General features: G+C 34.8%; 17 protein-coding genes. 9 read left to right on the forward strand and 8 right to left on the reverse strand.

Going from position 1 to position 26,769, the window contains the following annotated elements; translation table 11 throughout:
• Positions 1 to 121: 121 nt before the first annotated feature.
• The 4 genes from rsmD to dnaE are packed head-to-tail and all read right to left on the reverse strand — an operon-like array spanning position 122 to position 6,757.
• Entirely contained in the window at positions 122 to 661 is a 540-nt protein-coding gene (gene rsmD, locus SOY52_RS08485; RefSeq protein ID WP_320848523.1) for a 16S rRNA (guanine(966)-N(2))-methyltransferase RsmD, read from the reverse strand.
• 1 nt (position 662) lies between these two features.
• Positions 663 to 2,699, reverse strand: a complete 2,037-nt coding sequence (recG, locus tag SOY52_RS08490; protein ID WP_320848524.1) for an ATP-dependent DNA helicase RecG — start codon at positions 2,697 to 2,699, stop codon at positions 663 to 665.
• Positions 2,699 to 3,289, reverse strand: a complete 591-nt coding sequence (locus SOY52_RS08495; RefSeq protein WP_320848525.1) for a YggT family protein — start codon at positions 3,287 to 3,289, stop codon at positions 2,699 to 2,701. Before SOY52_RS08495 ends, recG begins: the two co-directional genes overlap by 1 nt.
• A gap of 15 nt (positions 3,290 to 3,304) precedes the next feature.
• The gene (dnaE, locus tag SOY52_RS08500; protein WP_320848526.1) at positions 3,305 to 6,757 is read right to left on the reverse strand and encodes a DNA polymerase III subunit alpha; all 3,453 of its coding nucleotides are present in this window, start codon (positions 6,755 to 6,757) and stop codon (positions 3,305 to 3,307) included.
• A 529-nt stretch (positions 6,758 to 7,286) separates the two neighbouring features.
• On the opposite strand from dnaE, the gene SOY52_RS08505 reads away from it, so the two are divergent.
• The 6 genes from SOY52_RS08505 to SOY52_RS08530 all read left to right on the forward strand — a co-directional run bounded on the left by SOY52_RS08505 (position 7,287) and on the right by SOY52_RS08530 (position 15,656).
• Positions 7,287 to 8,564, forward strand: coding sequence for an ABC transporter substrate-binding protein (locus SOY52_RS08505; RefSeq protein WP_320848527.1), 1,278 nt, complete (start codon positions 7,287 to 7,289; stop codon positions 8,562 to 8,564).
• Positions 8,565 to 8,634: 70 nt separating this feature from the next.
• Positions 8,635 to 9,528, forward strand: a complete 894-nt coding sequence (locus tag SOY52_RS08510; RefSeq protein WP_320848528.1) for a sugar ABC transporter permease — start codon at positions 8,635 to 8,637, stop codon at positions 9,526 to 9,528.
• Complete coding sequence (locus SOY52_RS08515) at positions 9,528 to 10,355, forward strand: carbohydrate ABC transporter permease (protein WP_320848529.1); 828 nt, start codon at positions 9,528 to 9,530, stop codon at positions 10,353 to 10,355. Before SOY52_RS08510 ends, SOY52_RS08515 begins: the two co-directional genes overlap by 1 nt.
• Positions 10,352 to 11,428 carry a glycoside hydrolase family 105 protein gene (locus SOY52_RS08520; protein WP_320848530.1) on the forward strand — a complete coding sequence of 359 codons (1,077 nt, stop codon included), beginning with the start codon at positions 10,352 to 10,354 and terminating at the stop codon, positions 11,426 to 11,428. Before SOY52_RS08515 ends, SOY52_RS08520 begins: the two co-directional genes overlap by 4 nt.
• A 45-nt stretch (positions 11,429 to 11,473) precedes the next feature.
• On the forward strand, positions 11,474 to 14,506 hold the full coding sequence (locus tag SOY52_RS08525) for an alpha-mannosidase (RefSeq protein WP_320848531.1): 3,033 nt from the start codon (positions 11,474 to 11,476) through the stop codon (positions 14,504 to 14,506).
• A 1-nt stretch (position 14,507) separates the two neighbouring features.
• Positions 14,508 to 15,656: an MFS transporter gene (locus SOY52_RS08530; protein ID WP_320848532.1), complete on the forward strand. Its 1,149-nt coding sequence runs from the start codon at positions 14,508 to 14,510 to the stop codon at positions 15,654 to 15,656.
• Here the strand turns inward: SOY52_RS08530 and SOY52_RS08535 are convergent.
• Positions 15,613 to 17,421, reverse strand: a complete 1,809-nt coding sequence (locus SOY52_RS08535; RefSeq protein WP_320848533.1) for a TIM barrel protein — start codon at positions 17,419 to 17,421, stop codon at positions 15,613 to 15,615. The two genes, SOY52_RS08530 and SOY52_RS08535, sit on opposite strands and share 44 nt — an antisense overlap.
• Positions 17,422 to 17,725: 304 nt before the next feature.
• Between SOY52_RS08535 and SOY52_RS08540 the strand changes: the two genes are divergently transcribed.
• Positions 17,726 to 20,239, forward strand: a complete 2,514-nt coding sequence (locus tag SOY52_RS08540; RefSeq protein ID WP_320848534.1) for a hypothetical protein — start codon at positions 17,726 to 17,728, stop codon at positions 20,237 to 20,239.
• A 61-nt stretch (positions 20,240 to 20,300) separates the two neighbouring features.
• Here SOY52_RS08540 and SOY52_RS08545 read toward each other — a convergent pair whose 3' ends face one another.
• Genes SOY52_RS08545 through SOY52_RS08555 form a run of 3 tightly spaced genes read right to left on the reverse strand, consistent with a single transcriptional unit; the run spans position 20,301 to position 23,621 of the window.
• Entirely contained in the window at positions 20,301 to 21,191 is an 891-nt protein-coding gene (locus SOY52_RS08545) for an FAD binding domain-containing protein (RefSeq protein WP_320848535.1), read from the reverse strand.
• Entirely contained in the window at positions 21,175 to 21,669 is a 495-nt protein-coding gene (locus SOY52_RS08550; protein ID WP_320848536.1) for a ferredoxin, read from the reverse strand. The genes SOY52_RS08545 and SOY52_RS08550 overlap by 17 nt, the downstream gene beginning before the upstream one ends.
• Before the next feature lie 2 nt (positions 21,670 to 21,671).
• Positions 21,672 to 23,621: a molybdopterin cofactor-binding domain-containing protein gene (locus SOY52_RS08555; RefSeq protein ID WP_320848537.1), complete on the reverse strand. Its 1,950-nt coding sequence runs from the start codon at positions 23,619 to 23,621 to the stop codon at positions 21,672 to 21,674.
• A gap of 92 nt (positions 23,622 to 23,713) precedes the next feature.
• On the opposite strand from SOY52_RS08555, the gene ligA reads away from it, so the two are divergent.
• Positions 23,714 to 25,810: an NAD-dependent DNA ligase LigA gene (gene ligA, locus SOY52_RS08560; protein ID WP_320848538.1), complete on the forward strand. Its 2,097-nt coding sequence runs from the start codon at positions 23,714 to 23,716 to the stop codon at positions 25,808 to 25,810.
• Between the two features lie 17 nt (positions 25,811 to 25,827).
• Positions 25,828 to 26,769 (forward strand): aminotransferase class I/II-fold pyridoxal phosphate-dependent enzyme (locus SOY52_RS08565; protein WP_320848539.1); only part of this gene is annotated, 942 nt, incomplete at its 3' end.

Genomic DNA, 26,769 nt, shown 5'->3' on the forward strand with positions numbered 1-26,769 from the left:
CCTGCTATCTCTTGAACTAATGATTGGTAAAGTGAAAGTCTTGCTGAACTACAAGAGTCAGATTCACTTGTCATCACACAGTGGTCTAAATGGCCGATGTTATCATCATTAATATAAAAACTCATTCTGCTACCTCATAAAAACGAACCATAGAACGGCCATATTTTCTTTCATCTTTAAAAATAAAGCCTTCTATTTCATTCGGCCATAGTTTTTTTTCTTCTTCAGGGTAGTGGATGATAAAAAGACCATGTTCTTTAAGCATTTTCCTACTTGCTATCTTTTTTGCAAGCTCAACTTTTCCTTCCATATTAAAAGGAGGGTCTGCATAAATAATGTCATATTTATAGGATGATGTTAGAACATATCTCATAACATCCATCATAAAAAGATGTTTTTCTTCTTCAACAAAAGATAAATTTTTCTCAATAGTTTCTTTTTTCCCTCTATCCATTTCAACTAGGTGGATAGGGCTAGCTCCCCTTGATGCGGCTTCAATAGCTACACATCCACTTCCTGAAAATAAATCGAGAAAAGAAAGACCAGAAAGGTCTCCTAAGATTGAAAACAATGATTCTCTCATTCGATCCATTGCAGGCCTAATTACTCCTGGTGGGCATACAACATTTCTTCTACAATATTTTCCGCCTGTGATACGCATATTATCCTTCCTCATTGATATTGAGTCTTAACATATAGTTTTCTGTGCTAATTAAGCCTCTATCTTTTTCCATTATCTCTAAAGCTTCTTTTTTTGCAATCTCTATTAAATCTATATCATTAACAAGGGAAGCATATTTTAGCTTTAAAAATCCAGATTGCTTAGCACCTGCAATTTCTCCTGGACCTCTAATTTCTAAATCCTTTTCAGCGATATAAAAGCCATCTGTGCTTTCTTTCATTACTCTTAGTCTTGCCTTTGAATCATCACTTAGAGATGCTGAATAAACTAAGAAACAATAACTTTGTAAATCACTTCTACCAACACGACCACGAAGCTGGTGGAGTGCAGCTAAGCCAAAACGTTCTGCATGTTCAATAACCATACAAGTTGCCATAGGAATATCAATACCAACTTCAATTACAGAGGTAGCAACAAGGTAGCTTAATTTTTTGTTTCTAAAGTCTGTTAAGATTTGCATCTTTTCTTCTTCAGGGAGTTTAGAGTGAATTAATGCTGAAGGAACGCCTGGATATTCTTTTTTTAGATATTCAAACATGTTTTTAACATCTCTTAATCCACTATCACCTTCGTCTTCAATTCTTGGATAAACAAAGTAGGCTTGGTGAGATCGTTTAAATTCCACAGCTATTGTTTGATACATCTTTTCTCTGTTTTCTTCTTTTACAAGATATGTTGTAATTGGCTTTCTGCCTTGAGGCATAGTATGAATAGATGATACTTGTAAATCAGAAAACATTGTTAGAGCAAGTGTTCTAGGAATTGGGGTTGCAGTCATTAATAGTAGGTGAGGTATTTCACCTTTTGAGGTTAGAGCAAGGCGTTGCTCAACACCAAAGCGGTGTTGCTCATCAATTATTACGTACTTTAAGTTTTTAAATACAACATCCTTAGAAAATAGAGCATGAGTACCAATTGCTATATCAACCTCACCATTTTTTAAGGCATCTAAAAGATATTTTCTACCTTTCCCTTTTACATCACCTGTGATAAAAGCAATCTTTACTCCAAGTGGCTCTAAAAGCTCTGCAGCTTTTTCTGCATGTTGTCTTGCAAGTAGTTCTGTTGGAGCCATAAAAGCAACTTGACCTTTTTTAGCTATCTCATGCAGACTACTAATCCATGCAATTAATGTCTTTCCTGAACCTACATCACCTTGCAATAATCTATTCATTGAACGCTGGGTATCAAGATCTTGTCTTATTTCATTTAAGCTAGATACTTGGTCTTTTGTTAAGGAGAATGGAAGAGAAGAGATGAATTTTTTTTCAAGCTCAGAAATAGAACTCTTTTTATTATTCTTTTCGTATGTACTTTTGCGCATTAATGCAATTTCCATTAATAATAACTCAGTTAGAGCAAGTGTTCTTCTACTTGCTTTAACTTCTTCCATAGACCTTGGCATGTGCATAAGTCTTATTGCACTATCGGTGTGCATAAGAGCGTATTTACTATATAACCTTTGTGGAAGCTCATCATCAAAGGTGATGTACTTATTTGATAGTATTGTATTTATATCTTTCCTAATTGATTTTTGAGTTAAAGAACCACCCATTGGGTAAATAGGTATAACTCTACCTATTCCCGCTTCATCTTGAGTTCTATAAACAGAAAATGAGGATGATTGCCACTCTCCATTGTATTGATTTACATTTGCATTAATAAACCAAACAGAGCCAGTTTGAAGTGTTTTTTCAAGGAAGCTTCTTCCAAAACAAAGTAAAGATAATTTGGTACCTGAAAGATCCTTTACTATTACTTTTAGCGTTCTTTCATTTTTTCTCATACCTCCAAAGTACGTATGAGATTGTACAATTATCTTAGTATTTATTGTGTTTTCGCCTTCCTTTAAATCTTTTATTGAGGTTAACTTTGTTCTATCTTCATATGCTCTTGGAGCAAGAGCTAATAAATCTTTAAATGTATCTACATGAAGCTTTGTGTGGTAATCTGCTGCACGCACCTTACCAACGCCTTGTAAACGTTCGATAGGAGTTATTAGCTCTGATAAAAACATTAGAAAGGAATCCTCATTGAATAAGTAATTAATAAACTAAAAATGTAAGAAAGCATTGCATAAATACAAATAATCACAATAAGAGTTGTAACTGAAAGGGTTGTATCTTTTACAAGACGTCTTGTAAAGAAAATCTCTCTTACTTTTTTCATCAAAGGGTCAGCAAGAGTTGCAATTCTAGACAGAGCTAATGAGCCTGTGAAGGCTGCAATAGTTCTAACTATCATGACAATTATTGCAAACATTAAAAAGATCTGTATGCCATATGACCAAGTATATTGCAAAAGTAAGCTTAATACCCAACCAAATCTAATCGTTCCATATATTGAAAAGAGTTTAAGTAAACTTTGTACTAATGATAGTACTGCAATTGCAAATATTGGTGATAAATCTAGTATTCCAACACGGAAATGCTTTGATCTAAAAAGATTTAAAAAAGGATCAACAATTAGAGCAAAGTAATATGTTAATGAACCCTCTCTTGGAAAAGGATTAATCCAGGAAAGAAAAATTCTTATCCAAATAAAGAAAGAATAAAGAGAGATTAAACGTGCTAGAAAGTTAGCCATATCGAGCATAAAAGTATTCATACAAATCTCCTCATTTTACTCAAACCATGCGGCATTAATTAAAGAATATCCTGACAGGTCCTTTTTAAGTTCTTTAGAGAAGCTAACAGCATATTCTCTACCAAACCTAATCTTTTCCTTTCTGTTTTCTCCTAGATATGCAAAAACAGGAAGAGAACCACTATGGTCTACAAGATAGCTCTTCAAGTCATTAGCTAACATCTCAAAACTTTCGCTATTAGCTTCTTCTTCATTAATCTCAAGCACTAATGAATTAATAGCTTCTGTTTTTAATTCAGATGGCTCACAAATATCCTTAATAATAAACTGTGGGTTTGTTGGATCCTTTTTATTATCAAAATAACCTACAAAACCATAGATACCATCGAGTGCTACCTTATCTACTAATTTATCATAATCCTTTGGAAAGGCAACTGCTTCGAAAGTTCCTTGGTAATTGACTAACGTATATGATGCCATTTTTGAACCTGTTTTAGTCTTAATTACTTTGTAGTTAGCTACTTGGCAAATTAATGAAACATTTCTATTAATTGGTAGTTCTGCAGGTTTTGAAATATCGACCCAAACACAGCGCTCGATATCTTCTTTATAGTTATCAAGAGGGTGACCAGAAACATAGAAACCTAAATATTCCTTCTCGAGTTCTAACATCTCTCTTTTCGGCCACTCATCTATTTCTTTCATTTCATAGGAGCCTAAAGATACTTCATCTCCAAATAGAGATATTTGACCATATGCTGTTGTCTCACGAGAAGATTTTTCATATGCAATAGCATCTTCCAAATTAGCAATTAAGGTTGCTCTGTTTATGCCAAGAGAATCGAAGGTACCAGATTTAATTAAAGCTTCAATTGATCTTGAGTTGATATCAACTTGACGTGAAAGGAAATCAGTAAAAGACTTATAAGGGCCATTTTTATCCCTTTCCTCGACGATTAATTGAGTTAACGCATCACCTACATTCTTTATTCCAGACAGTCCATAAACGATGTTACCATCTACAACATTAAAGTGCTTATCTGAATTGTTGATATCAGGTGGAAGTAGCTTAATACCCATAGTATCAGCAAGCGCTAGATACTCTTTAAACTTCTCAGGGTTATTCATTTCATTAGTGAGGTTGGCCGCTAAGAATTCACTAGGGTAGTTAGCTTTTAAGAATGCAGTTTGATAAGCAACGATAGAATAAGCAACCGCATGTGACTTGTTAAAACCATATTGAGCAAATGGTTCTAGCATTTCGAAGATATCAGCAGCATGTTTTGGGTCTCTACCAAGCTTTTCAGCACCTGCAACGAACTTTACCTTTTCCTCAGCAAGCTTTTCAACTTTCTTTTTACCCATGATACGTCTAAGGATATCTGCTTGACCAAGAGTGTAGCCAGCAATAATCTGAGCAACTTGCATTACCTGCTCTTGGTATACGATTACACCATAGGTGTTCTTTAATATTGGCTCAAGTTCAGGGTCTGCATATTCAATTTCCTGAAGACCGTTTTTACATGCTACATATCTATCGATATATTGCATTGGACCTGGACGATAAAGTGCATTGAGAGCAACGAGATCTTCGATATTGTTTGGTTGAGCATCCTTTAAGATTTTCTGCATACCAGCAGATTCAAACTGGAAGACACACGCACTATCACCACGCTTTAACATGTCAAAGGTGTTTTTATCAAGTTCATCAATCTTATTGATATCAAAAGTTGGATCTTTTTTATGAATAAGATCTACAGTATGCTTAATCAAGGTAAGGGTTTTTAGACCTAAAAAGTCCATCTTTACAAGGCCACACTCTTCAATTTGGTCCATAGTGTACTGGGTTGCAACTGAGTGTGATTTAGGATCATAAGAAAGAGGAACGTAGTCAATTAAAGGAGTTTTACCAATTACAACACCTGCTGCGTGAAGTGAGGTATGACGGTTTCCTCCTTCCAAGATTTCAGCAACATTAAATAGCTCCTCATATACTCCACCTCGCTCTTTAATTGCCTGTAGCTTTGGCTCGGCATCGAGTGCTTTTTTAATTGTCATCTTAGGCTCATCTGGAATGAGCTTACAAATTTGGTTACTCTCATCGTATGGAATATCGAGTGCTCTTGCACAGTCTTTTACAACAGCCTTTGCTTTGAGAGTTCCAAAAGTACAAATTTGACCTACACGATCTTTACCATAGTGTTCTGTAACATATTGAATTACTTCTCCTCGTCTTTCGAAGCAGAAGTCGATATCAAAGTCAGGCATTGATACTCTTTCTGGGTTTAAAAAACGTTCAAAGAGTAGGTTGTACTTAATTGGATCTACATCTGTAATTGTAATTGAATATGCAACAAGCGAGCCTGCACCAGAACCACGTCCAGGACCTACTGGGATATCATGCATCTTAGCCCAGTGGATGTAGTCACGAACAATTAAGAAGTAACCTTGGAAGTCCATGGTTAGAATGATGTTTAATTCATAATCAAGTCTTTCCTTTAAAGCAGGAGTTACCTCACCATATCTTTTTTTACAACCATCATAACTTAGCCATACTAAGTATTCTTTAGTATCCTTAAAGCCTTCTGGAATTTCATACTCAGGAAGTAGTGGGCCAGGGAATTTAATATCAATATTAACTCTATCAGCAATTTTTCTTGTATTTTCAAGAGCTTCTGGGCACCAGCTAAATAACTCGGCCATTTCTTCTTCACTTTTGAAATAGAACTGGTCATTTGGGAATCTCATTCTCTTTTCATCTTGTACTTTAGATCCAGTGCCAATGCATAATAATACGTCTTGAGCAATTGCATCACTTCTATTTATGTAGTGAATATCATTTGTACAAACAAGAGGAATATCTAATTCTTTACTTAGCTTATATAACATAGGATTAGTCTTCTTTTGTTCTGGAAGACCATGGTCCTGCATTTCAAGATAAAATCTATCTCCAAAAATATCTTTAAACCAAAGAGCTTTTTCTTTAGCAAGTTCATATTGGTCTTTAAGTAATAACTGTAATATTTCACCAGCAAGACATGCGGATAGACAAATTAAATCCTCACTATGACTTTTTAATACTTCATCATCAATTCTTGGTTTATAGTAGTAGCCTTCTGTGAATGCAATGGTATTTAGCTCCATTAGATGGTGGTAGCCTCTATCGTTCATTGCAAGAAGAACTAGGTGGTAATATCTGTTTCCTTCGCTAGTTGGACGTTGGTCTCTTCTGTCTTTAGGGTTTACGTAAAACTCACATCCGATAATTGGCTTAATTCCAGCAGCTTTACAAGCTTTATAGAACCTTAGAGCACCATACATGTTTCCATGGTCTGTAATTGCAAGTGCATCCATTCCCTCTGCTTGTGCCTTTGCAATATATTTTGCAATTGGTGCAGCTCCATCTAAGAGAGAAAAGTCTGTGTGGTTATGTAGGTGTACAAATGTTGATTTCTTACTAGGTTCTTCGTTGTTAATAACTTCATCCATATAAAACTATAATAACATATATAATTATCCCTTGTCACAGTTCTAAAATAAAAGAATAGTTTAAACAAAAAATCTAACACAACAAAATTATGGTGTAGAGGTAGATATTATATTTATTTATAACAAAATAAATTATTAAGTATTTTGGTCCTAATTTACTGTAAAATATTCAATATCTTAGATATATAATAATTTTGGTTCAAGTTAATCATTGTACATCAAATGACTAGCTGTACTATTTTGCTACACAAATTTTATAATTTATAAATTTTGAACTAAAAAAATCACGGTTTTTTAGAAATAAATAGTAAAACAACAGGAAAAATCACAAATAAAACTTTATTTCTGCTTTAAAATTACACTTTTTTAATATCTGTATACGTAATAAAGCAAAAATATTTCGGAATTATTCATATCGCAAAAAATGCATATAAATAATTTTTTTTACACAAAATTAGAGTAGCGAGTGCTTTGTATACAATTATACTAAAAACATAAAAACAAATTTTCTCATATGGAGGTTTTGAATATGAAAAAGTTAGGATTATTCCTTATCTTATTAGCAATTATTGTAGCACCAGTATTTGCTAACGGTCAGAATGAAACACAAAAGGCTACTGGCCCAAGAACTCTCAGTGTTCTTCTTTCAGAAGAGCCATCATCAGGGGATGCTCTCTCTCTTATCCTTGATAAATGGGCTGCTGAAACAGGTAATAAAGTTGAACGTCTTGTAATTCCTTATGATGATCAGATTACAAAGTTCCCTCTTATGGCAAAGAACAAGGACCTTCCTGATCTCGTAGCTACAACTCGTCTTACAAGACTCTATCCAGATGAGTTCGTAGATCTCGCAACTGTTATTAACATGGACATCTTCGAGCCTCAGGCAGTAGCAATTATCGGCCAAGATTATACATCTAAAAAGAATCTTTGTCTCCCACAGCAGTTCACAATCACAAACGTTTACTACAATGCTGATGCATTTGCAAAGGCAGGAATCACAGTTCCTACAGTAGATAAGCCTTGGACTCTTGATGAGCTTTATGCTAACGCAAAGCTTTTACAGGAGAAGGGTGGTGTTAAGTACGGTATGGCAATGGATGCTTCACGTGCTCGTTACGATAACATGATTTACATGAATGGTGGTTCTATCACAGTTAAGAATGGTGATTCTTTCGCAGTTAATGTAAACAGCAAGGCTAACGTTGAAGCTCTTGAGAAGTTCATCGAATGGAACAACACAGTAATGCCAAAAGCAATTTGGGCAGGTGGTACAAATGATAACCCAGCTGACTACTTCAAGAATGGTGATGTAGGTATCTACTTCTCAGGTACATGGCAGTACAATGGTTTCTACCAGGATATCAAAGCATTCAATTGGGGTGTTATGCCTTCTCCAGTAGGTCCTAACGGTCCTAGTGCAATCATGGGTGGTTCAGGTCTTGCAGTACCAGCTAATGCAGATGACAAGGATCTCGCTATTGAATTCTTAAAGTGGTTCTATGAAGATTCAGCTAACTTCCAGGAATACCTCAATAACGATAAGGGTCTTTCATCACTCAAGGCTGTAACTTATGCTCCATCAGATGCAAAAGTAGCAGCAGATTACAAAGTACTCCAGTCTGAAGTTTCTAAGGTTACTGATGCATTCAACGTAGACGAACAGTCTAACTGGAGAAACTACTACGATAACGAGTATAGAGATGCTCTCAGACAGGCTGTATATGGTTCTGTAAGTGCTAAGGCTTCTCTCGACGATTTCGCAAACAAGCTTTCTAAGAAATCAGGTTGGCCTCTCGCTAAGTAATAGTGTAATCGCGTCTCGTAAAATCAGCCATCCGGATAAAAACGGATGGCTTATTTAAAGGAGGAGTTTAATGACAGCAATAAGAAGAAAGAATAATGGAATGAGACATACAAAAGCATTCTGGATGTTCGTCTTACCAAGCCTTGCTCTATTCACAGTATTCTTCTTAATACCTCTTGTATTAAGCATTGCTTATTCTTTTACTGACTATGATGGTTGGAAAACAATGAATTTCGTAGGTCTCGAAAACTTTTTCGAGCTATTCCAGGATAAGAACTTCTACTCTTCTCTTGGAAGAACCTTCATTTACACACTATTTTCTCTCCCATTTAAAGTTATTATCCCATTATTAATTGCAGCACTTGTTTGTTCTGATAGAGTTGCTTTTAAGAGTTTCTCAAGAACACTTATCTACATCCCAGTACTCCTTTCAGCACTTGTTGTAGGTATCACAATTAACTGGATGTTCTCAACTGAGTATGGTCTTGTAAACTTCATTATCACTCAGCTTGGAGCAAAACCTCTTGATTGGGCATTAAATCAGTACCTTGCTACATTTGTAATCAGCTTTGCTTCTAACTGGGCATCAACTGGTTTCTACATGATTATCTTCATTGGTGGTATCAAGGGTATTAGTAATGATTTATATGAAGCTGCTTCAATCGATGGATGTAATACAACACAGACATTCTTTAAGATTACAGTACCAATGTTAGCTCCAACAACATTCCTTGCTGTACTTCTTTCAACAGTTAACCTCTTAAAGGAATATGCTCTTGTACAAGGTATTACACAGGGTGGTCCTGGTGATAAAACAACATTTATTATCCAGTACATCTTTGGTCAAGGCTTTAACCAGATGAGATATGGTTATGCAAGTGCAATCTCATTCATCGTAATGATAATCTTTGCGTTAATCGCTTTCGTACAATTTAAGATGAGTAATGAAGGAGGAGAAAACTGATGAAAAGCGAAAAGAAAACATCAAAGCTACTCACTGCTCTCTCAATTTTGTTAGCTCTTGCTATGATTTTCCCAATCTTCTGGTTGATCTGTTCATCATTCAAGCAGCCTAACGAACTCTTTAAATATCCTTTGAAGATGTTCTCAAGTGATCCAACAATTAACTACTATAAGAGTGTTCTTGGTAGTGGTTTCATGAACTATGTAAAGAACAGCTTGTTCTTAGCTGTAGTTGGTACACTTATTACTCTTGTAATTAGTGCTATGTGTGGTTACGCTCTAGCTATTTACCGCTTCGAAATCAAGTATACAAACCTTGTTTTCGCAGTATTCTTGCTTGGAACCTTGATCCCTGGTGAAACACTTACTGTACCACAGGTATCGGTAATTAGTGCTCTTGGCCTTTACAACAACATTTGGGGTGTAATCCTTCCAGTTGTAACAACCACAACAGGTATCTTCATGTTCCGTCAGGCATATATGGCAATTCCACTTTCATTTGTTGAAGCTGCACGTATTGATGGATGCCCTGAATGGAAGATCTTTACACATGTAATGATGCCTCTTGGTTCATCATCATTTGTAACACTCGCAATCTTCTCATTCATGTGGAGATGGAACGACTACATTCTTCCAATGCTCATCCTCTCTAATCAGAAGAACTTTACAATCCAGCTTGCTATTAAGAACTACATTGGTAACACTGGTGTTGACTGGTCAAGTATCTTGTCTGCTTCAGTAATGTCTGTAGTTCCAGTAATTGTAGTATTCGTTATTTTACAGAAATATATCATTGGCGGTGTTTCTGCTGGTGGTGTTAAGGGATGATTATTATGGATATTATCGACCAAAAGCTTGATTTATTAATTAAAGGATTTCTTCCTGTTCTTTGTGCAGACCCTGATTTTGATAAAGGTGTACTCGCTTCAGGAATTGAAAATAGAGAAAGATATAAATATTGGGAGTGGACTCAAGGTGTAGGACTATTCGGACTTTGGAAGCTCTATGAAAAAACTGGTAAGAAAGAGTATTTAGATATTTTAACTAACTACTATGACCAGAGAATTAAAGAAGGACTTCCTGGAAAGAATGTTAACACAATGGCTCCTATCTTAGCTCTTTCATTCCTCGCAGAGCATCTTAAACGTCAAGATTACATGGATGTATGTATTGAGTGGGTTGAATGGCTTTATAACGGTGGTCTTGAGAAGACTAAGGAAGGTGGATATCAACATAGAACTACTGATGATTTCAACGACCAAGAACTTTGGGATGATACACTTATGATGAGCGTACTTCCATTAGCTAACATGGGAAGAATCTTAGGTAGAAAGGAATATATGGATGAAGCTGAGTACCAGCTCCTATTACATATTGAACACCTTGCTGATCCTATCACAGGTCTTTGGTATCATGGTTACACCTTTAAGGGTAACCATCACTTTGCAGAGGCTTTCTGGGGTAGAGGTAATTCATGGGCAACTATTGCAATGCCTCTATTTGTTGAAACAATTCCTTTGTCTCCTGCTGTAAAAAGATACGTATCTACTGTAATAACTAGACAGGTTGAAGCAATTGCTAAGTACCAAGATAAGAGTGGATACTGGCACACATTAATCGACCATGAAGACTCATATCTTGAGTCAAGTTGTACCTGTGGTTTTGGTTATGGAATTTTAAAATCCATCCACATGGGTCTTCTTGATGAAAAATATAAAGCTGTTGCTGATAAAGCACTTCCAGCAGCACTTAATGCTATTGATGAAAATGGTATTGTCCAAATGTGTTCTGGTGGTACTCCAATGGGAAGAGAGAGTCAGGATTTCTATAGAAATATTCCTGTTCATCCAATGCCATATGGACAAGCTATGGCAATGCTCTTCCTCATTGAGCAAAAATAATAAAAAAGGGGACCTTTTGGGGTTCCCTTTTTTAGGAGATTAATCATGATTAGTGATCGCGAGTTTAATAAAATAACAGATAAAATGCTTCAAATGGAGGCAACTTACACAGACTTAATCTTTAAAGAAGTTGCTTCTTTAGATTGTTCATTCTTTGAGACAGAAGATAACCTTTATTCAGCTATCCCGGAATGTTCTACGAGGATACAAAAAAATGATACTTGGGGAGGAAATAAGAAAACTGGTTGGTTTAAAACTAGTTATATTGTCGACTCTACAACTAAAGGGAAAAAATTATTCCTATGTGCTGATACAGGTGCTTTAGAAACACTTGTATTTGTAAATGGAAAGCCTCATGGAGTACTAGCTAATAAAGTTGTTATTAGAACAAGGGGAAACCACCATGCTTTGATTATCACAGATGGTGTCGAAGAAGGAACAATCTTTGAGTTTGCCTTAGAAGCTTATTGTTGGCATAACGAAGTTGGAACTCAGCCATTTAAAACTGAGCCAAATGGTCCATTTGATGCTAATCATCCTGTTACTTTTAAGAGCGTTACTATTGCACTCAGAGATGAAGAAATAAAAGAATTTGCTTTCTCTTTGAGGGCAATAAATGAAATAGCTCAATTTACTCGTGATGACTATAAAAGAGCAGAAGCTCAAAACTGTCTTTATGAAATTTATAGGACAGTCTCTCAGGTTCCTTTAGAGTCGGGTGTTGATTACCCTGCTCTAAAGCGAGCTGTTGAGAGTATGAATAAAATATTAAAAAGAAAGAATCACTGTGATTCTTGGCCAACAATGTATGTAAGTGGACACTCACACCTAGATACTGCATGGCTTTGGCCTATTAAAGAAACAATTAGAAAGGCAGCAAGAACATACTCTAATGCAATTACTATGATGAAGGAATATCCAGAGTATATTTTCCTTCAAAGCTCAGCTTGCCATGCTGATATGATGAAAAAGTACTATCCATCAATTTTTAGTGATATTAAAGAGATGGTAGCCCAAGGTAGATGGGAACCAAATGGTGGTGTATGGATTGAGTGTGATTGTAATGTAACTGGAGCAGAGGCCATGGTTAGACAATTCTTATATGGGCAAAAGTTTACATTAAAAGAATTTAATTACAAAAGTGATACCTTCTGGCTTCCTGACACCTTTGGATACTCTCAGTCATTACCACAAATAATGAAGCATAGTGGTGTAAAGAATTTCTGTACAACTAAGATGAGTTGGAATGATACTAATGTCTTCCCATATGATACTTTCTATTGGCAGGGAATTGATGGGACTTCTGTACTTGCTAACTTAATTGATATCCAAATGGGGCCAACTCCTAAGTGGGCTTATACTGCACTATATGAAAAGAAGAGAGGAACTCGTATCTCTAACTCAAGATACAATGCTTATGGCTATGGTGATGGCGGTGCAGGTCCTAGTTATGATTTAATAGAAATCGGAAGAATTACAGAGGACATAGAAGGTGTTCCAAGAGTTAAGTACTCTTCTATTTCTTCTTATATGGATAGAGTTAGAGAGGAAGCATTTGAAATTCCTCAATATAGAGGTGAACTCTATTTAGAGCTCCATAGAGGTACATTAACAAGTCAAAGTGAAATTAAAAAAGGAAATCGTAGAGCAGAGGAGGCTCTCCATGCTCTTGATGCGATTATTGCTACAGACTTTGTTAATGCAAAACATCATGATGTTGATATGGAAGGTCTTTGGAAAAGATTATTGATTAATCAATTCCATGATATTTTACCTGGAACATGTATCGATGAAGTAAATATCAAAGCTGTAAAAGATTTAAAAGATCTAAAAATTGATGTTGAAAAAGAGATAAATAAAGCTTTAATTTCAGATGGCTCTTTATGTATTTATAACCCATCTCCATTTAAAGCTAAAGATTGTATTGTTGATGGCAAAATAGAAGGTTTTGAATCTATTACTACAATAGATGGAATAAAAACTTATATTCCTAATATCAATATTGATTCATATTCTTCTAAAGCTATTTCAGCTATTGAAAATAATTGTTGTGGAAAAATAAGTGTAGATGGCCTATGTGTTGAAACTCTAACTTTAAAGTTGCGTTTTTCATCCTTAGGTTACATCGAAAGTTTATTTGATAAAGAGGAACAAAGAGAGGTTGCTAGGTCTTTAGGACTCGATAGAGTCTTTTTAAATGAGGATGTTCCACAAGCTTGGGATAACTGGGATGTTGATAAAGATTTAATCGAGAACCTAAAACCTTTTATTGGAGATGTAACAATTGCTCTTAAGGAAACTACAAGATCAACAGTTACCTTTGAGACTATTATGAAACTCTCTAATAAGAGCACTTTAACAAAGTTAACAAGAATATATAGCGATAAAAAGCAAATTGATTTCGAAGTATTACTTGACTGGCATGAAAAGCATAAGCTATTAAAGGCTGGTTTTGATTTTGATATCAATGCAACAGGTCTTAGAAGTGAAATTCAATTTGGTTCTATTGTAAGACCAGTTTGGAAGACAAATACCTTTGAAGAAGCTAAATTTGAAGTTTCTAATCAGAAGTGGAGTGACTATAGTGAACCAGGCTATGGTGCAGCTATTTTAAATGATTCAAAATATGGTATTAACGCGCTTGGAAACTTAGTTTCTCTTACTCTTCAAAAGAGTGGAACTCATCCAGATCCAATGGCAGATGAAGGCATTCATTCCTTTAAATACTCTTTGCTCCTTCACTCAGGTTTCTCAACAGAGAGTGTAATTAGTAAGGCATATAACTTTAACACAAGCTTAAGAGTATATAATGGATGTGAGAAGGTAGCTCCTGTAAAGGTTAGTTCATCACATGTTGTTATTGAGAGCTTAAAGGTTTCAGAGGATAATGATTCATTAATTGTACGCTTGTATGAGTGTGAAGGAACTGGTTGTAATTGTAGCTTAAAGCCAAGTTTTGATTGCACAGCTGAAGAGGTTAACTTCTTAGAAGAAAAGCAGAGTGATTGCAATCTTGATCGCTTACACTTTAAGGCATTTGAGATTAAGACAATACGCTTATACCCATTAGGACGATAAAATGAAGAATAAAAAAATATATTTTACATGTGCTCTCTTGATGATTTTACTTGGAACAAGTGATGCACTTAGAGGAATTTTCTCTCCGTTATTTTTAACAGAGTTTGGGCTATCAATGTCCCAAATAAGTATTATTGTATCAGCAAGCTATTTAGGTAACTTAGTTTGTTTACTATTTGGTGGGGTTATCCTAGATAAGGTTGGTAGTAAAAAAGCAATGGTAGGCTTTGTCATTTTATTAATGGCATCTGAGCTTTTGCTACTTTTAGGTGCAAAATATGCATTTTTATTATTAGGTTTCTTCTTCTCTTTAGGTCTATCAACACTTTTAAATACTACTATGATTTTCCTCTCAAGAGAGTTTAGTTTAAAAAATCCATTATTTTACTTAAATATACTCTTCTTCTTACAAGGAATTGGAACTTCATTAAGCCAACTAGTATTAACAAAATTCTCATCTTCAATAGCAGTATGGAATGGAGTTATTATCTCTCTTGCCGTTTTATTAATACCTATTGCTTTTATTCTATTTACCTCAAAGTTTTCAGATGAAAAGAAAGCTGATAGCAACCTTAATGAAATTAAAAAGGGAAGAGTAAATAAATTAGCAATAGCACTATTAGCTTTAGCTTTAGCTTTTTACTTAATTGCAGAGCATGGAGTAACTAACTACATAGTATTGTATGGAACACAGCATTTAGCCCTTGATGCAGGTAAAGTAGGTGTAATGCTATCACTATTTTCCTTTGGTATTTTAAGTGGTAGATTAATTTTAGCTACCGTTAGTGATAAAATCGGTGGGGCAAAGATGGTATTTATCTGCTTATTAAGTGCCTCAATTGGATATTCAATTGTCTTTGCTTTTAACTCACTACCTTTACTATTCTTATGTGGCTTTGCAGTTTCAATTGTATACCCAACACTAACAGACCTTTCAAAGAGCTTTGTGCCTAGCTATATGAGTGCAAGAGCTACTACAATTGTAGTCTCTCTTGCCTCAATTTTAGATATTGGATTTAACTTTGTGTTTGGCTCTGTAATAGAAGCAATTGGCTATTCAAAGTCAATGGCAATTCTTCCATTAGCACTTTTTATCTCAACAGCAATTATGTTGTCGCTTCTGTTTGTTGGACAGAGAAAGTCTTCCTGATAAAAGCTAAATCATCTTTTAGAGAATCAATAGGGAGTTCTTCTCGGATCAAAGGAATGTTTACAGTCAATACTCTAGCAATATGAGGATAGATTTTAGCCATTACGCCAGTTCCAAGAGGAACTCTTTCTCCTTCAATAATATCTTTAACATGCATTGCCATAAACTTCTTTTCAAAAAGACCTATTACCTCTTCAAAGAAGCTAAATGTATTATTTGATAAATCATCCTTTAATAGATTAACTGGATCAAAAATAAGCCTTAAATACTCATCATTATTTAATCTTTCAAGAAGCCTTGAAACCATCTCTGGAGTATTAATTGTGTGCCTAATTACTGGCTCAATTGCGATAGGTACATCATACTTTCTTGCAATAGGTAAGAGGTGTTCTAGAGCTTCAACAACTCTTTCAAATTGTATCTCTCTATTTTCATCACTGCAGTCACTAGTTTCTGTAGCAACACACTTAGCTCCAAGCTCTTTAGCAATTCGAAGCGCTACCTCAAATTCAGCAATTTGGTTATTCCACTTACTATCATTTAAGGAAGCTATATCGATATAGCAACCAAGAACTGAGATATCTAACCCTTGGTCTTTGATATCTTCAATATCATCGTAAGTTACCTCTAAATAAGAACGCATGTAAGGAAAACTTTTGTGGATTGCAAGCTGAATAGTTTCTGCGTTGTACTCTTGTAGTTTTGCTTTTAAATTCATTGGAATTGTTGACCCAAAGTCATGGGCTCTAACACCAACCTTCATAGACCCTCCATTTTTTGTTTTTTGTAGACCTTTAATATATAAGCGAGGAGGAAATTCTGCAGGAGCAACCTCTTCCTTCTCTGGATTTATCATACCCATTATTAAATTTTTTTTCACAGTATGGCTCTTTCTATAATCACTTGGGCTAATACCACAAAACTTATGGAAAACTCTATTAAATTGGCTTGTACTCGTAAAACCACATTTTTCAATTATTTCAGAAACAGTATCATCAGAATAAGCAAGCATTTGAAGTGCATTTCGTATTCTTACAGTTTGTACATAGTTAACAAAATTAATACCTGTAATATCCTTAAAGATATGGGATAGATAAAATGGACTAATTGCATGGGTTTCTGCAACAGATTCTAGTGATACATCCTCACTATAATGATGATTTATATAGTCCATTACATAGTAAATCTTTTGTGAATTAGATTCTATTACCTTATTTTGGTCATAACAGTTTTGATTAATATTTTTATAAATTAACCACAAAAACTCGATAAATGCTGCATAATATGCAACCTGCCAGCGATCTTGTTTTTGTTTTCCAATTTGGAAGATTTCATTTATTTTACTTACAATTTCAGTTCGAATATTAACAGGAAATCTTATTATTGGTTGCTTTAAAGAAAAGATTCCTAGAATTTTATTTAAATCATGCTCTAATCCTGGAATGCCAGCACCAAGATTAAAGTTAATAATTATTCGTTTTTGAGGTAAATTGACCTTAGGATATACACTTTTATGGAGTAATCCTGGTTTAAGAAAAACCATATCATAAGCAATTAATTGATTAAATTCCCCATCAACTAGATGAGCTGTTGAGTCCTCTAATGGGATAAATATTTCATAAAAGTTATGAAAGTGTTGTATGTTCATATTTACTGGATATGAACGTATATCATAATCAAAATAAATAAATAGAGGATCTATATCTCTATTGAACTTAATTTTGAAACCTGGTTTGAAAAATAGAGAATTACTAGCACTATCCATACTATAGTGGTATATGGTTTTAGCAATAAATGCAACATTTTTCTTTATTTTTAGCAATAAAAAAGATGACAAAAATTATTTTTTATTGTTCTGATATCTGGTGATAAACGCTAAATAATCTAAACTAATTAGATTCTTTTATAAAACAAATTCTTAAAATGTGTAAATAAAATTTCGTAGGCTAAAACTAGTGTTGTTTACTATAATTTTTTCGCAAAAAATGCAATACAAAGAGTTATTGTTAGCAAGAATAAAGATGAATTTTTCACTAGTGGATATATACTGAGTTCGACTGGAGGTAATGATGAATTATCAGAAATTCTCACTTGATCATGGTTATATAACAAGATGGCTTGTTTCTGAGGTTAGAAAGCAGGAAGTACATTCCGCTCCTGTTACAATTGACCAAGAACAAAATGTTTGGATTGGTTCTGTTGCAGCTGCTGAACATGTTAATCCAATTAGAACAGCATTTTTAGAAGATATTAAGAAAAATGGAATAGCTGATCCAGATTTTGAAGATTTCCAACCAGGTGGAAAGGTAAAGCTTCTCGGTACAACTTTAGGTTTATCTTATAGAGTACCTTTTGGTGATCCTGTTATCGGAAACTCATTTTTCTATTCAACACCACTTTGGATAGCTCTTACTGCTGGAACAATTATTTCTTCACCTGACGATAGATGTGTAAAGGTTTTATGTTCTGTTAAAGGTGGTATGTCTCTATATGTAAATGGCAAAGAGCAGATTTCATTCCGCCCATATGAGAGAAATAATCAAGTTGATAAAGTATTTACTCTTAACCTCAAAAAAGGTGAAAACATTCTTCATGCAGTAATTGATGAATTTGCAGAAAGAGATACTGAATGTACTATTGCATTAAGAATTGTAGAAGGTGAAGAGGGCTTAACTCAAATCCTTCCAATGGGTGATAGAGATACTGCTTTAATTGATAAAGTTGAGGAAGCAATTAGAACTCTTAGCTTCGAGAAAAATAATTTTACTGAAGGTGATGTAAAAATCTATTGTGCTAATCCTTATACAGATAAGCCTTTTAAAGTTCATTTAAAGGGAGCAACTGAAGAAAATACTTTCTTACAGCTCTACCACGAATGTGATGCAGTTTTTGAAGCAGGAAAGAATGAAGCAAATCTTGGACCTGTAGAATCATTCCCTGTTGGTTTTTTAAGATTTAATGTAACAGTTGAAGTTGAAAACTTAGTAATTCACACAATTAGAACATTTGAAAACTTCCCTTATTCTTTCTGTGATAAAGCTGCAAATAGTGTTAAGGAGAGAAAAAACCAAGCTTGGGAGTATCTTGCAAAGTATGGTGAGCAAAACGCAAATAGAGCAATGGCTCTCTTATTCACTAGAGGAGACAAAAAAGAAATCGATACTATCCTTCGTAGACAAATTGATTTTATCAATAAGAGAAGTGACTGTTCAGACTTCTATCTCTCATATTTCCCATTCATGATTAGAAACTTCTCAGACTCTGGATTAATCAGTGAAGAAGTACTTCAAATGATGAAGGATTGTATTATCAACTTCCGTTACTGGCACGATGAACCAGGTGATGATGCAATGTGGTTCTATAGTGAAAACCATGCATTAATGTTCCATGTTTGTCAGTTAATTGCTGGTGAGTTATATCCTAATGCAATTTTTACAAATAGTGGTATGACAGGTATCCAGATGCAGGAAAAAGCTCTTGGAATGCTTAAGCCTTGGTTCGAGACATTCTTCAAGTGTGGTTTCACAGAGTGGAATAGCCCTCCATATCTTCCAATTGATGCACTTGGCTTTGCATCTTTATATGCACAGACTCAAAATGAAGAGATGAAGGAGAATGCTAGAAAAGCACTTGATTACATCTTTAAGCTCTTAGCAATTACTTCATTTGATGGTGTATTTAGTACAACAAGTGGAAGAACATATCTTAAGGAATTATTTGGTAACCACAGTAACTGTCCTTCATTTATCAACTGGATCGGTTATGGAATTGGTAACCAGAGCCATGCAGGTAAGGGTGTTGTACCATTCTGTTTTAGTGATTACGAACCAAAAGAAGAAAACCTTGCACTTCATAAAGTAGAAGAGGGTAAAGCACTTTCTTGGAAGAGTACTCATGGCTACAATGGTTATGCTGATATTACAGTTTATAAGACTTCTTCATACCTCCTTTCTGCTGCAAATGATTTTGAAGCAGGTAGAAGAGGCTTCCAAGAGGATGTTGTCCATGCGGTATTTAGTGCTGATGAGCATGTATTTATTAACCATCCTGGTGAATTTGCTCTCTTTGGACATGCAAGACCATCATACTGGGCTGGAAGTGGTACTTTACCAAGAGTAAATCAATACAAAGGTTTTTGCTCAACATTTTATAAGCTTGATGAAAAACATCCTGTTGATTTCACTCATGCTTACTTCCCTGTTAAGGAGTTTAAGAAAGTATTAGCTAGAGGAAATTGGTATTTCGCTGAGTCAAAGAAGGGTGGTTTAATTGCTATCTATTCTTCAAACGGCATGACATTAACAACTGATGGTCCTAATAGCGATAGAGAACTCTTAAGTAACGGTAGATCATGCTTATGGCTCATGAGATGTTCTTCTCTTTATAAGGAAGGTTCATTAGAAGCATTTGCTGATAAGATTTCAAAGCTTGAAGTAGCTATAAATGATGATGAATGGACCTTTAATGATCCTGAGTATGGCGTTCTTACTGGTGGATTTAAGAAAACATTATCTGTTAATGGGGTCGCTGAAGTTTATAAAGGTTATGACCCTGTAGGTGAATGCACATTCATTTGTGAATGATTAATATAGATTATTAAATTAAAGCTGGTACCTTTGTTTGGGTATCAGCTTTTTATATCAATTACATTGAAAGACTCTTTTGATTTAACTCATCAATCATATTAAGTAGCATGCCTTTAAGCCTTACCTCTTGTAGCTGGCTAATTTCTCCAAGGTTATCTTTAATATATGTAATAATATATGAAAAGAAGGATGAAATGTGACCTTCATCACAAGGAAATTGAAGAGAAGAGAAAATATTATCAATATCACGGCTCTGACAAAAACCTTTGTTAGGAAGTGTTATTATCAATTTACCTAATGAAATATTACTCTGCTCCATCTTAGCTACAGCTGCAAGACTTACAGATGTATTTGATTCACTTAAAGGAGATCCTACACAATTAAAATATTGATAATCAAATTGTTGAATAGGAATTCTTATTCTTGATACTAGAGCATTTGGGGGTAGAGCAAGAGAACCATTTTTATCGTAGATTCTTGATATAGAAAACCACTTTGAGTGCATTCTCTTTTTTAGGTATCTTACCTCAACATTTGCATCAAGTAACATGAGTGTAGATGCAATAGGAGTTCTAAAAGAAGGTGTACAAAGACAGCCTCCGATAGTAATTCGGTTTCTAATTAACTTAGTTGCAGTACTATCTAGAGTGTTAATTAAAATCTTAGGAAGAAGTAGTGCTCCAACTGATTGAATTTTACTAAGAGATACCATACTTCCAAACTCAGCAAATCTATCATTGCGTTGGAAATGCTTTAACTCTTCTATTTTTTGAAGGGAGATAATTTCTACATTTGCAGAAGCAGAAGGATAGAAATTAGGTTGGCTCATTATATATGTACCACCCGCCCAAAGGAAAGTAATATTGTCTTTGTAGCTAATAATTGTATTTGTATATTCTGCAAGATTTTGTGGCTCATGGACATTTGGACTTCTAAGCTCTGCGTACATTTCTCTTTCTCCTGATCACAAGTGCTGCATTTACTATTGCAAGAAAACCTGTTGGGTCTATGCAGTGGCATTTTATTAATGAACTTTCTTGTAATACCTCTTGGGTATTGATCGGAAAGTCATTATTTTCATAACGTCTTAAGATATCCTCTATTAGTAGTGTTTGAGATGCATAACAATTTTTACAAGGTGAAATACCTGTATTAAAGTATGCTCTTTCAATATCACGGTAGTCACGAGATTTTGAGAAGGAATCGAATGTAATAATACTACTATCTTTGAGTGCGAATGCTGGAATTAAGCATGAAAGTACTGCTTTACCATTAAAGAGTACCATACACTTTCCACAATGTTTTCCATTACAGTGGGTTTTTACAGAGGAGATATCTACACTTTCCATTAATATTAATGAAAGAGGTTTAGTTGAGTTCACTGTAAGTGATAAATCTTTGCCATCAACATTGAATTCAATTCTCATCTTTATTTCCTCGTTATAGCATTTTGAATCATTACTGCAGAAATAGGTAATGTTACATTTTTAAGTCTAGGAACACACTGTAATACAGAAGAACTAAATGCAGCTTTAACACAGCCAACAATAGCAGCTGAAATACTTGCAATATTATATGTGTTATCACTTTCAAAGCTAATATTTATTTTAAAAGGTTTATTTGGATCTATTGATAATACTGCCCCAGATGTTCTTAAAGCTTCTAAAGCTGCATTATTAATTCTAGACCTTACTTCTTTTTGGTCATATATAGTTGCAAGACGGGCGTTAATCCAAACCTCTTGGACTACAGGCAAAAATGAAATGTTATCAACTTTAGTTTCAACAATAACAGATACAGTTCCACTTGTTTCAAATTCACATGGGTTTAACTTATCATCGATATCAACATTTACCGATGTTGGAAGTTGTGCCTTTTTAGCTTTCATTGATAACTTTCTTAAGGCAGGAATTATTTGTTTTGTAAGTTGACCTAATGATCTTGATAACACATCTGGCCCACTATCTGTTGCAGCAGTATTGTAGTCATAAATTCTTACATCACTATCTCTAAACATCGTCTCATCATTAATGAGCTGCTTAATAATATCACTAATATTTCCCTTTATAGGAAGAGATGTGTATAGTTCAACTCTGTCGCCTGGACAATAAACTAGTTGTGCCTTATAGTCTGTCTTTTTTGCAAAGGTTGTTGAAAAGCCAGAAATACCAAAGCCGCCTGCAATACCTATTCCTCTTGTAAATGGAATTAGAGCCATAGAACCTCGCTGGCTTTCATAGGAAGACCACTTTCTAGAGAAGTTGCTATCAAGAGCAATTTTCTCGGAAAGCTTAATTTGAGGTGCTAAATCTAGAGATGGAAGATAGTCAGTGAATTTTCTTTTATTAGTAGCAAATTGTCTTTTCCAAATTATAGGTGAAATACCTAAAGAAGAAGTAATGTGGTACATCTGTAGTTCAGATGAGGCAAGTGCATCACTAAAGCCCATATTACCGTAAAATAAAGCAGGAGGATTATTACTACTAATTGTTCTTACTGTAGCCCTAAAGTAACTTAATGGATAAGATGGGATTAACCCAGTTAGAGCTTGACGTCTAAATTCACTAGAGGTAAATAAGAAAGCTCCTTCATCTGCTAGGTATACAACCTCTTCTCCAACAGGTTTTCCCTCTTCTGTAAGGTATGTAGTGTGTGTAATTGACACAGTAGGAGATGCTGAATATATATTTGTTCTTATTTCAACATTTGCTTTAAGTTTTAGAGCTGCGTTAGCTACAATACATGCTAATAGGGTTGGCATAATTAAGAACTCATCTTGGTCAGCTGCATAAGGAAGTGGGTGGATAATTACATTTCTGCTATTACAGCTAATAGAAGAAATAACATTGTCTTTTACCGATTGTGGCCATTGAGTAGGAACGCTTATGTGTAAATTATCATTTTCAAACCAAGCTGATACCTTTACTAAGGTATCATTTTGAGTTAGGCAATAATCATTTCTGTATGTTGATTCAACTTTCTTAAGTGATGAAATATCTGTTTCATATTTATCACCCCAAAGTAGAGTTTCATCATCTTCTTTTGCACTATCAAAAAGGGTTGCTTCATTACCTAATTCTTCATACTCAATTGTTGTTTCTCTAGCAGCTAGTGATACAGCTTCATAGTCGGGCCCAAATATAGCAAGTATTGGTTGACCTTTGAAGGCAACTTCACCCTTTGCAAAGATAGGCATAGTTCCAGAAAATAAAGAAAATAAATTCTCACCAAATAAATCGCCTGCACTGATTGTAGTAAATCGCTTATCTAGTGAAGGAAGCTCTATCTTGCTAATTCTAGCTCTATCAACAGAGCTTACAATTAGAGTCCCAAAAAAAATACTAACGATGTTTTGACTGTTCTTAACTCGTTCTGCCATAAGATTAGAATACCACAAAACTTGATTCTTAAAAAGGAAGAGAGTAATTATGCTTTATTGTTGAGCAATTCTTTTTTTTGTAGAATAAAGCCATGGATATTAAAGCAAGAATGCAAGAGCTGACAAATGAGCTATTAAGATATCAAGAAGCTTATTATGTCGAAGGTAAAAGTTTAGTTAGCGATCTTGAATATGATGGTTTATTTGATGAGCTATCAAAGCTTGAAAAAGAGCATCCTGAATATGCCTCTTCTTCAAGCCCAACTCAAAGAGTTGGATCAGATTTAACCTCTGATTTCCCTGAGGTTAAACATACAATCCCGGTCCTTTCTTTAGATAAAGCTTACTCAGTTGAAGAAGTATTATCATTTATGGGTAAGTGTGAAGAAAAGGGTAAGGAAAAGCTATCTTTTGTCGAAGAAGAAAAGATTGATGGTATTTCAATGGTTCTATACTATGAGGATGGTATTTTAGTTAGAGGCGTTACTAGAGGAAATGGTTCTGTAGGCAACGATGTAACTGCAAATATTAAGACAATTAATCAAATACCATTAAGATTAAAAGAAAAAGTTAATTTAGTTGTTCGAGGCGAGGTTTATCTTGCTAAAGCAGATTTTCTAAAGTTTAAGGATCTTGATGGTGCTGCTAATCCAAGAAATTTAGCAGCTGGAAGTGTAAGAAGACAAAAGAGTAGTGAAACAGCGCAAATACCTCTTCAAATATTCATCTATGAAGGCTTTTGGGAGGATGAAAGTAAAACCCCTCAAGATCATATTTCTATTCTAGCTAAGTTAAAGGAATTAGGATTTAGAATTAATCCTCATCTTGCACTTTTTTCTTCATCCAAAGAGAAAAGTGAGAATATGCTTAAGACAGCAGGATTAGAAGGAAAAGCATATTCTTTTGATTCTTTAGGCTCCTATATAAAAGATGTAACACAAAAACGCCAAGACCTTGAATATGAAATCGATGGAATGGTAACAAAAATAAATGAGCTTGATGTTAGAAAGGAATTAGGATACACCCAGCACCATCCAAGGTGGGCAATTGCATATAAATTTGAATCTCCTCAAGCTGAAACAATAATTAATGGTATCACAATGCAAGTAGGTAGAACTGGAAGAATTACACCTGTTGCAGAGCTTAATCCTGTTGCTTTGGGTGGTTCAACTGTAAAAAGAGCTACACTACATAACCAAGAATATATTGATGAATTAGAGATAGCTATAGGTGATAAAGTTTCCGTTGTTAAAAGAGGTGATGTAATTCCAGCCGTTGAAGAAGTACTTGAGAAAAATGAGGAAGGTAACACTACCTTCAAAATTCCTCATATTTGTCCATGCTGTAATACTCCTTTAGAAGAAAAGGGTGCTCATCTATTTTGCCCAAACCCAGAGTGTCCTGACCAGGTTCTAGGTCGAATAGCGTTCTTTGCATCTCGTGAATGTATGGATATGGAATCTTTTGGACCTAAGTCTGTTGAAGTATTAATAAAGCATGGATTTATAAAAGATATCCCTGATTTATATACCTTTAACTATGACAAAATATTAGATGAAAATATTAAAGGTTTAGGAGAAAAGACTGTTAACCAATTTAAGGTTGCTGTAAAAGAAAGTAAAAAGAAACCTTTTAGAGTTGTATTAACTTCTTTAGGGCTCCCTGAGGTTGGTAAGAAGGGTGCTGAAATATTAATTAAAGGTGGTTTTGACTCAATTGATAAGCTAATTCAAGCTAGTTTAAATAAGGATATTGAGGCATTCACTAAAATTCCACAAATTGGAGAACAGACAGCTACATTAATCATTAATGCATTAAATGACAAAGTTTTACTTGAGCGTATTGAAAAATTAAAGTCAGCTGGGCTACAATTCGAGGAAAATCATGAAGAGAATTCACTTGAACAGATTTTTGCTGGTCAAGTTTGGTGTGTAACAGGTTCTTTTGAACACTACAATCCAAGATCTTTAGCGCTTGCTGAGATAGAGAAAAGAGGTGGTAGAACTACTTCTTCTGTAACTAGCAAAACTACTCATCTGCTTCTTGGTAAAGGAGGGGGCAGCAAGAGAGCTACCGCTGAAAGTCTTGGAGTAAAATTAGTGGACGAAGGTGAGTTCTTAAAAATGATTGGCGAAGGCGAGGTGAAAACAGAAAGTGCACCAGAAGATGGTCAACTTTCACTCTTTTAGTAACCGGAGGTGTTTTGATGAACGAATTAGCAAAACAATTAAATGACACATTGTCATCATGCGTAGTTTCAGCATTTTTGTCTGAAAAGGGAAAAAAGCTATATTTCCCAAAGGGAATTGTAGCACAGTCACAGGAAGCTGGTGAAAAAGCAAAGCAATATAATGCGACTGTTGGCCTTGCTAAGAGCAATGGAATTCCAATGCACCTTTCGGATATTCAAAATTTCTTTAAAGAAAATACCTTAAAGCCAGCTGAAATTTTTAGTTATGCACCAGGTGGTGGTAATAAAGAGTTAAGAGCGATTTGGAAACAGGAGATGATTAAAAAGAATCCTTCTCTTACTGGAAAACTTTTCTCAGATCCACTTGTTACTTCAGGATTAACTCATACTATTAGCATGGTTGCTACAATGTTCTTTGATGAAGGTGATGAACTCATCCTTCCAGATCTTTATTGGGATAACTATGAATTAATCTTTAAAGATTGTACTGGCTGTACAATAAAAGAGTTTAAATTCTTCAAAGATGGGGGATTAAACATTGAAGGACTAAAGAGTGCACTCCTTTCTTCAAAGGGGAATTGTGCTCGTGTTTTATTAAACTTCCCAAATAACCCAACAGGATATACACCTTCTGAAAAAGAGATGGAAAGTCTTGCAAATACATTTAAAGAGGTTGCAGAAACAGGAAAAAAGATTCTTGTAATTTCTGATGATGCATATTTTGGACTTTTCTTTGAGCCTGATACAGCTAAGGAATCATTATTTGCTAAATTAGTTGATTTACATGAAAATATTTTTGCAATTAAAGGTGATGCAGCTACTAAAGAAGAAATGGTTTGGGGCTTCAGAGTTGGCTTTATCACATATGGTGGTAAGAGCTTAAAGGCAGAACACTTAGATGCTCTTAGTAAGAAAACTCTTGGTGCAATTAGATCTTCTGTATCAAACTGTGATATG

This window comes from Bullifex sp. (genome assembly GCF_034103065.1).
Classification (GTDB): domain Bacteria; phylum Spirochaetota; class Spirochaetia; order Sphaerochaetales; family Sphaerochaetaceae; genus Bullifex.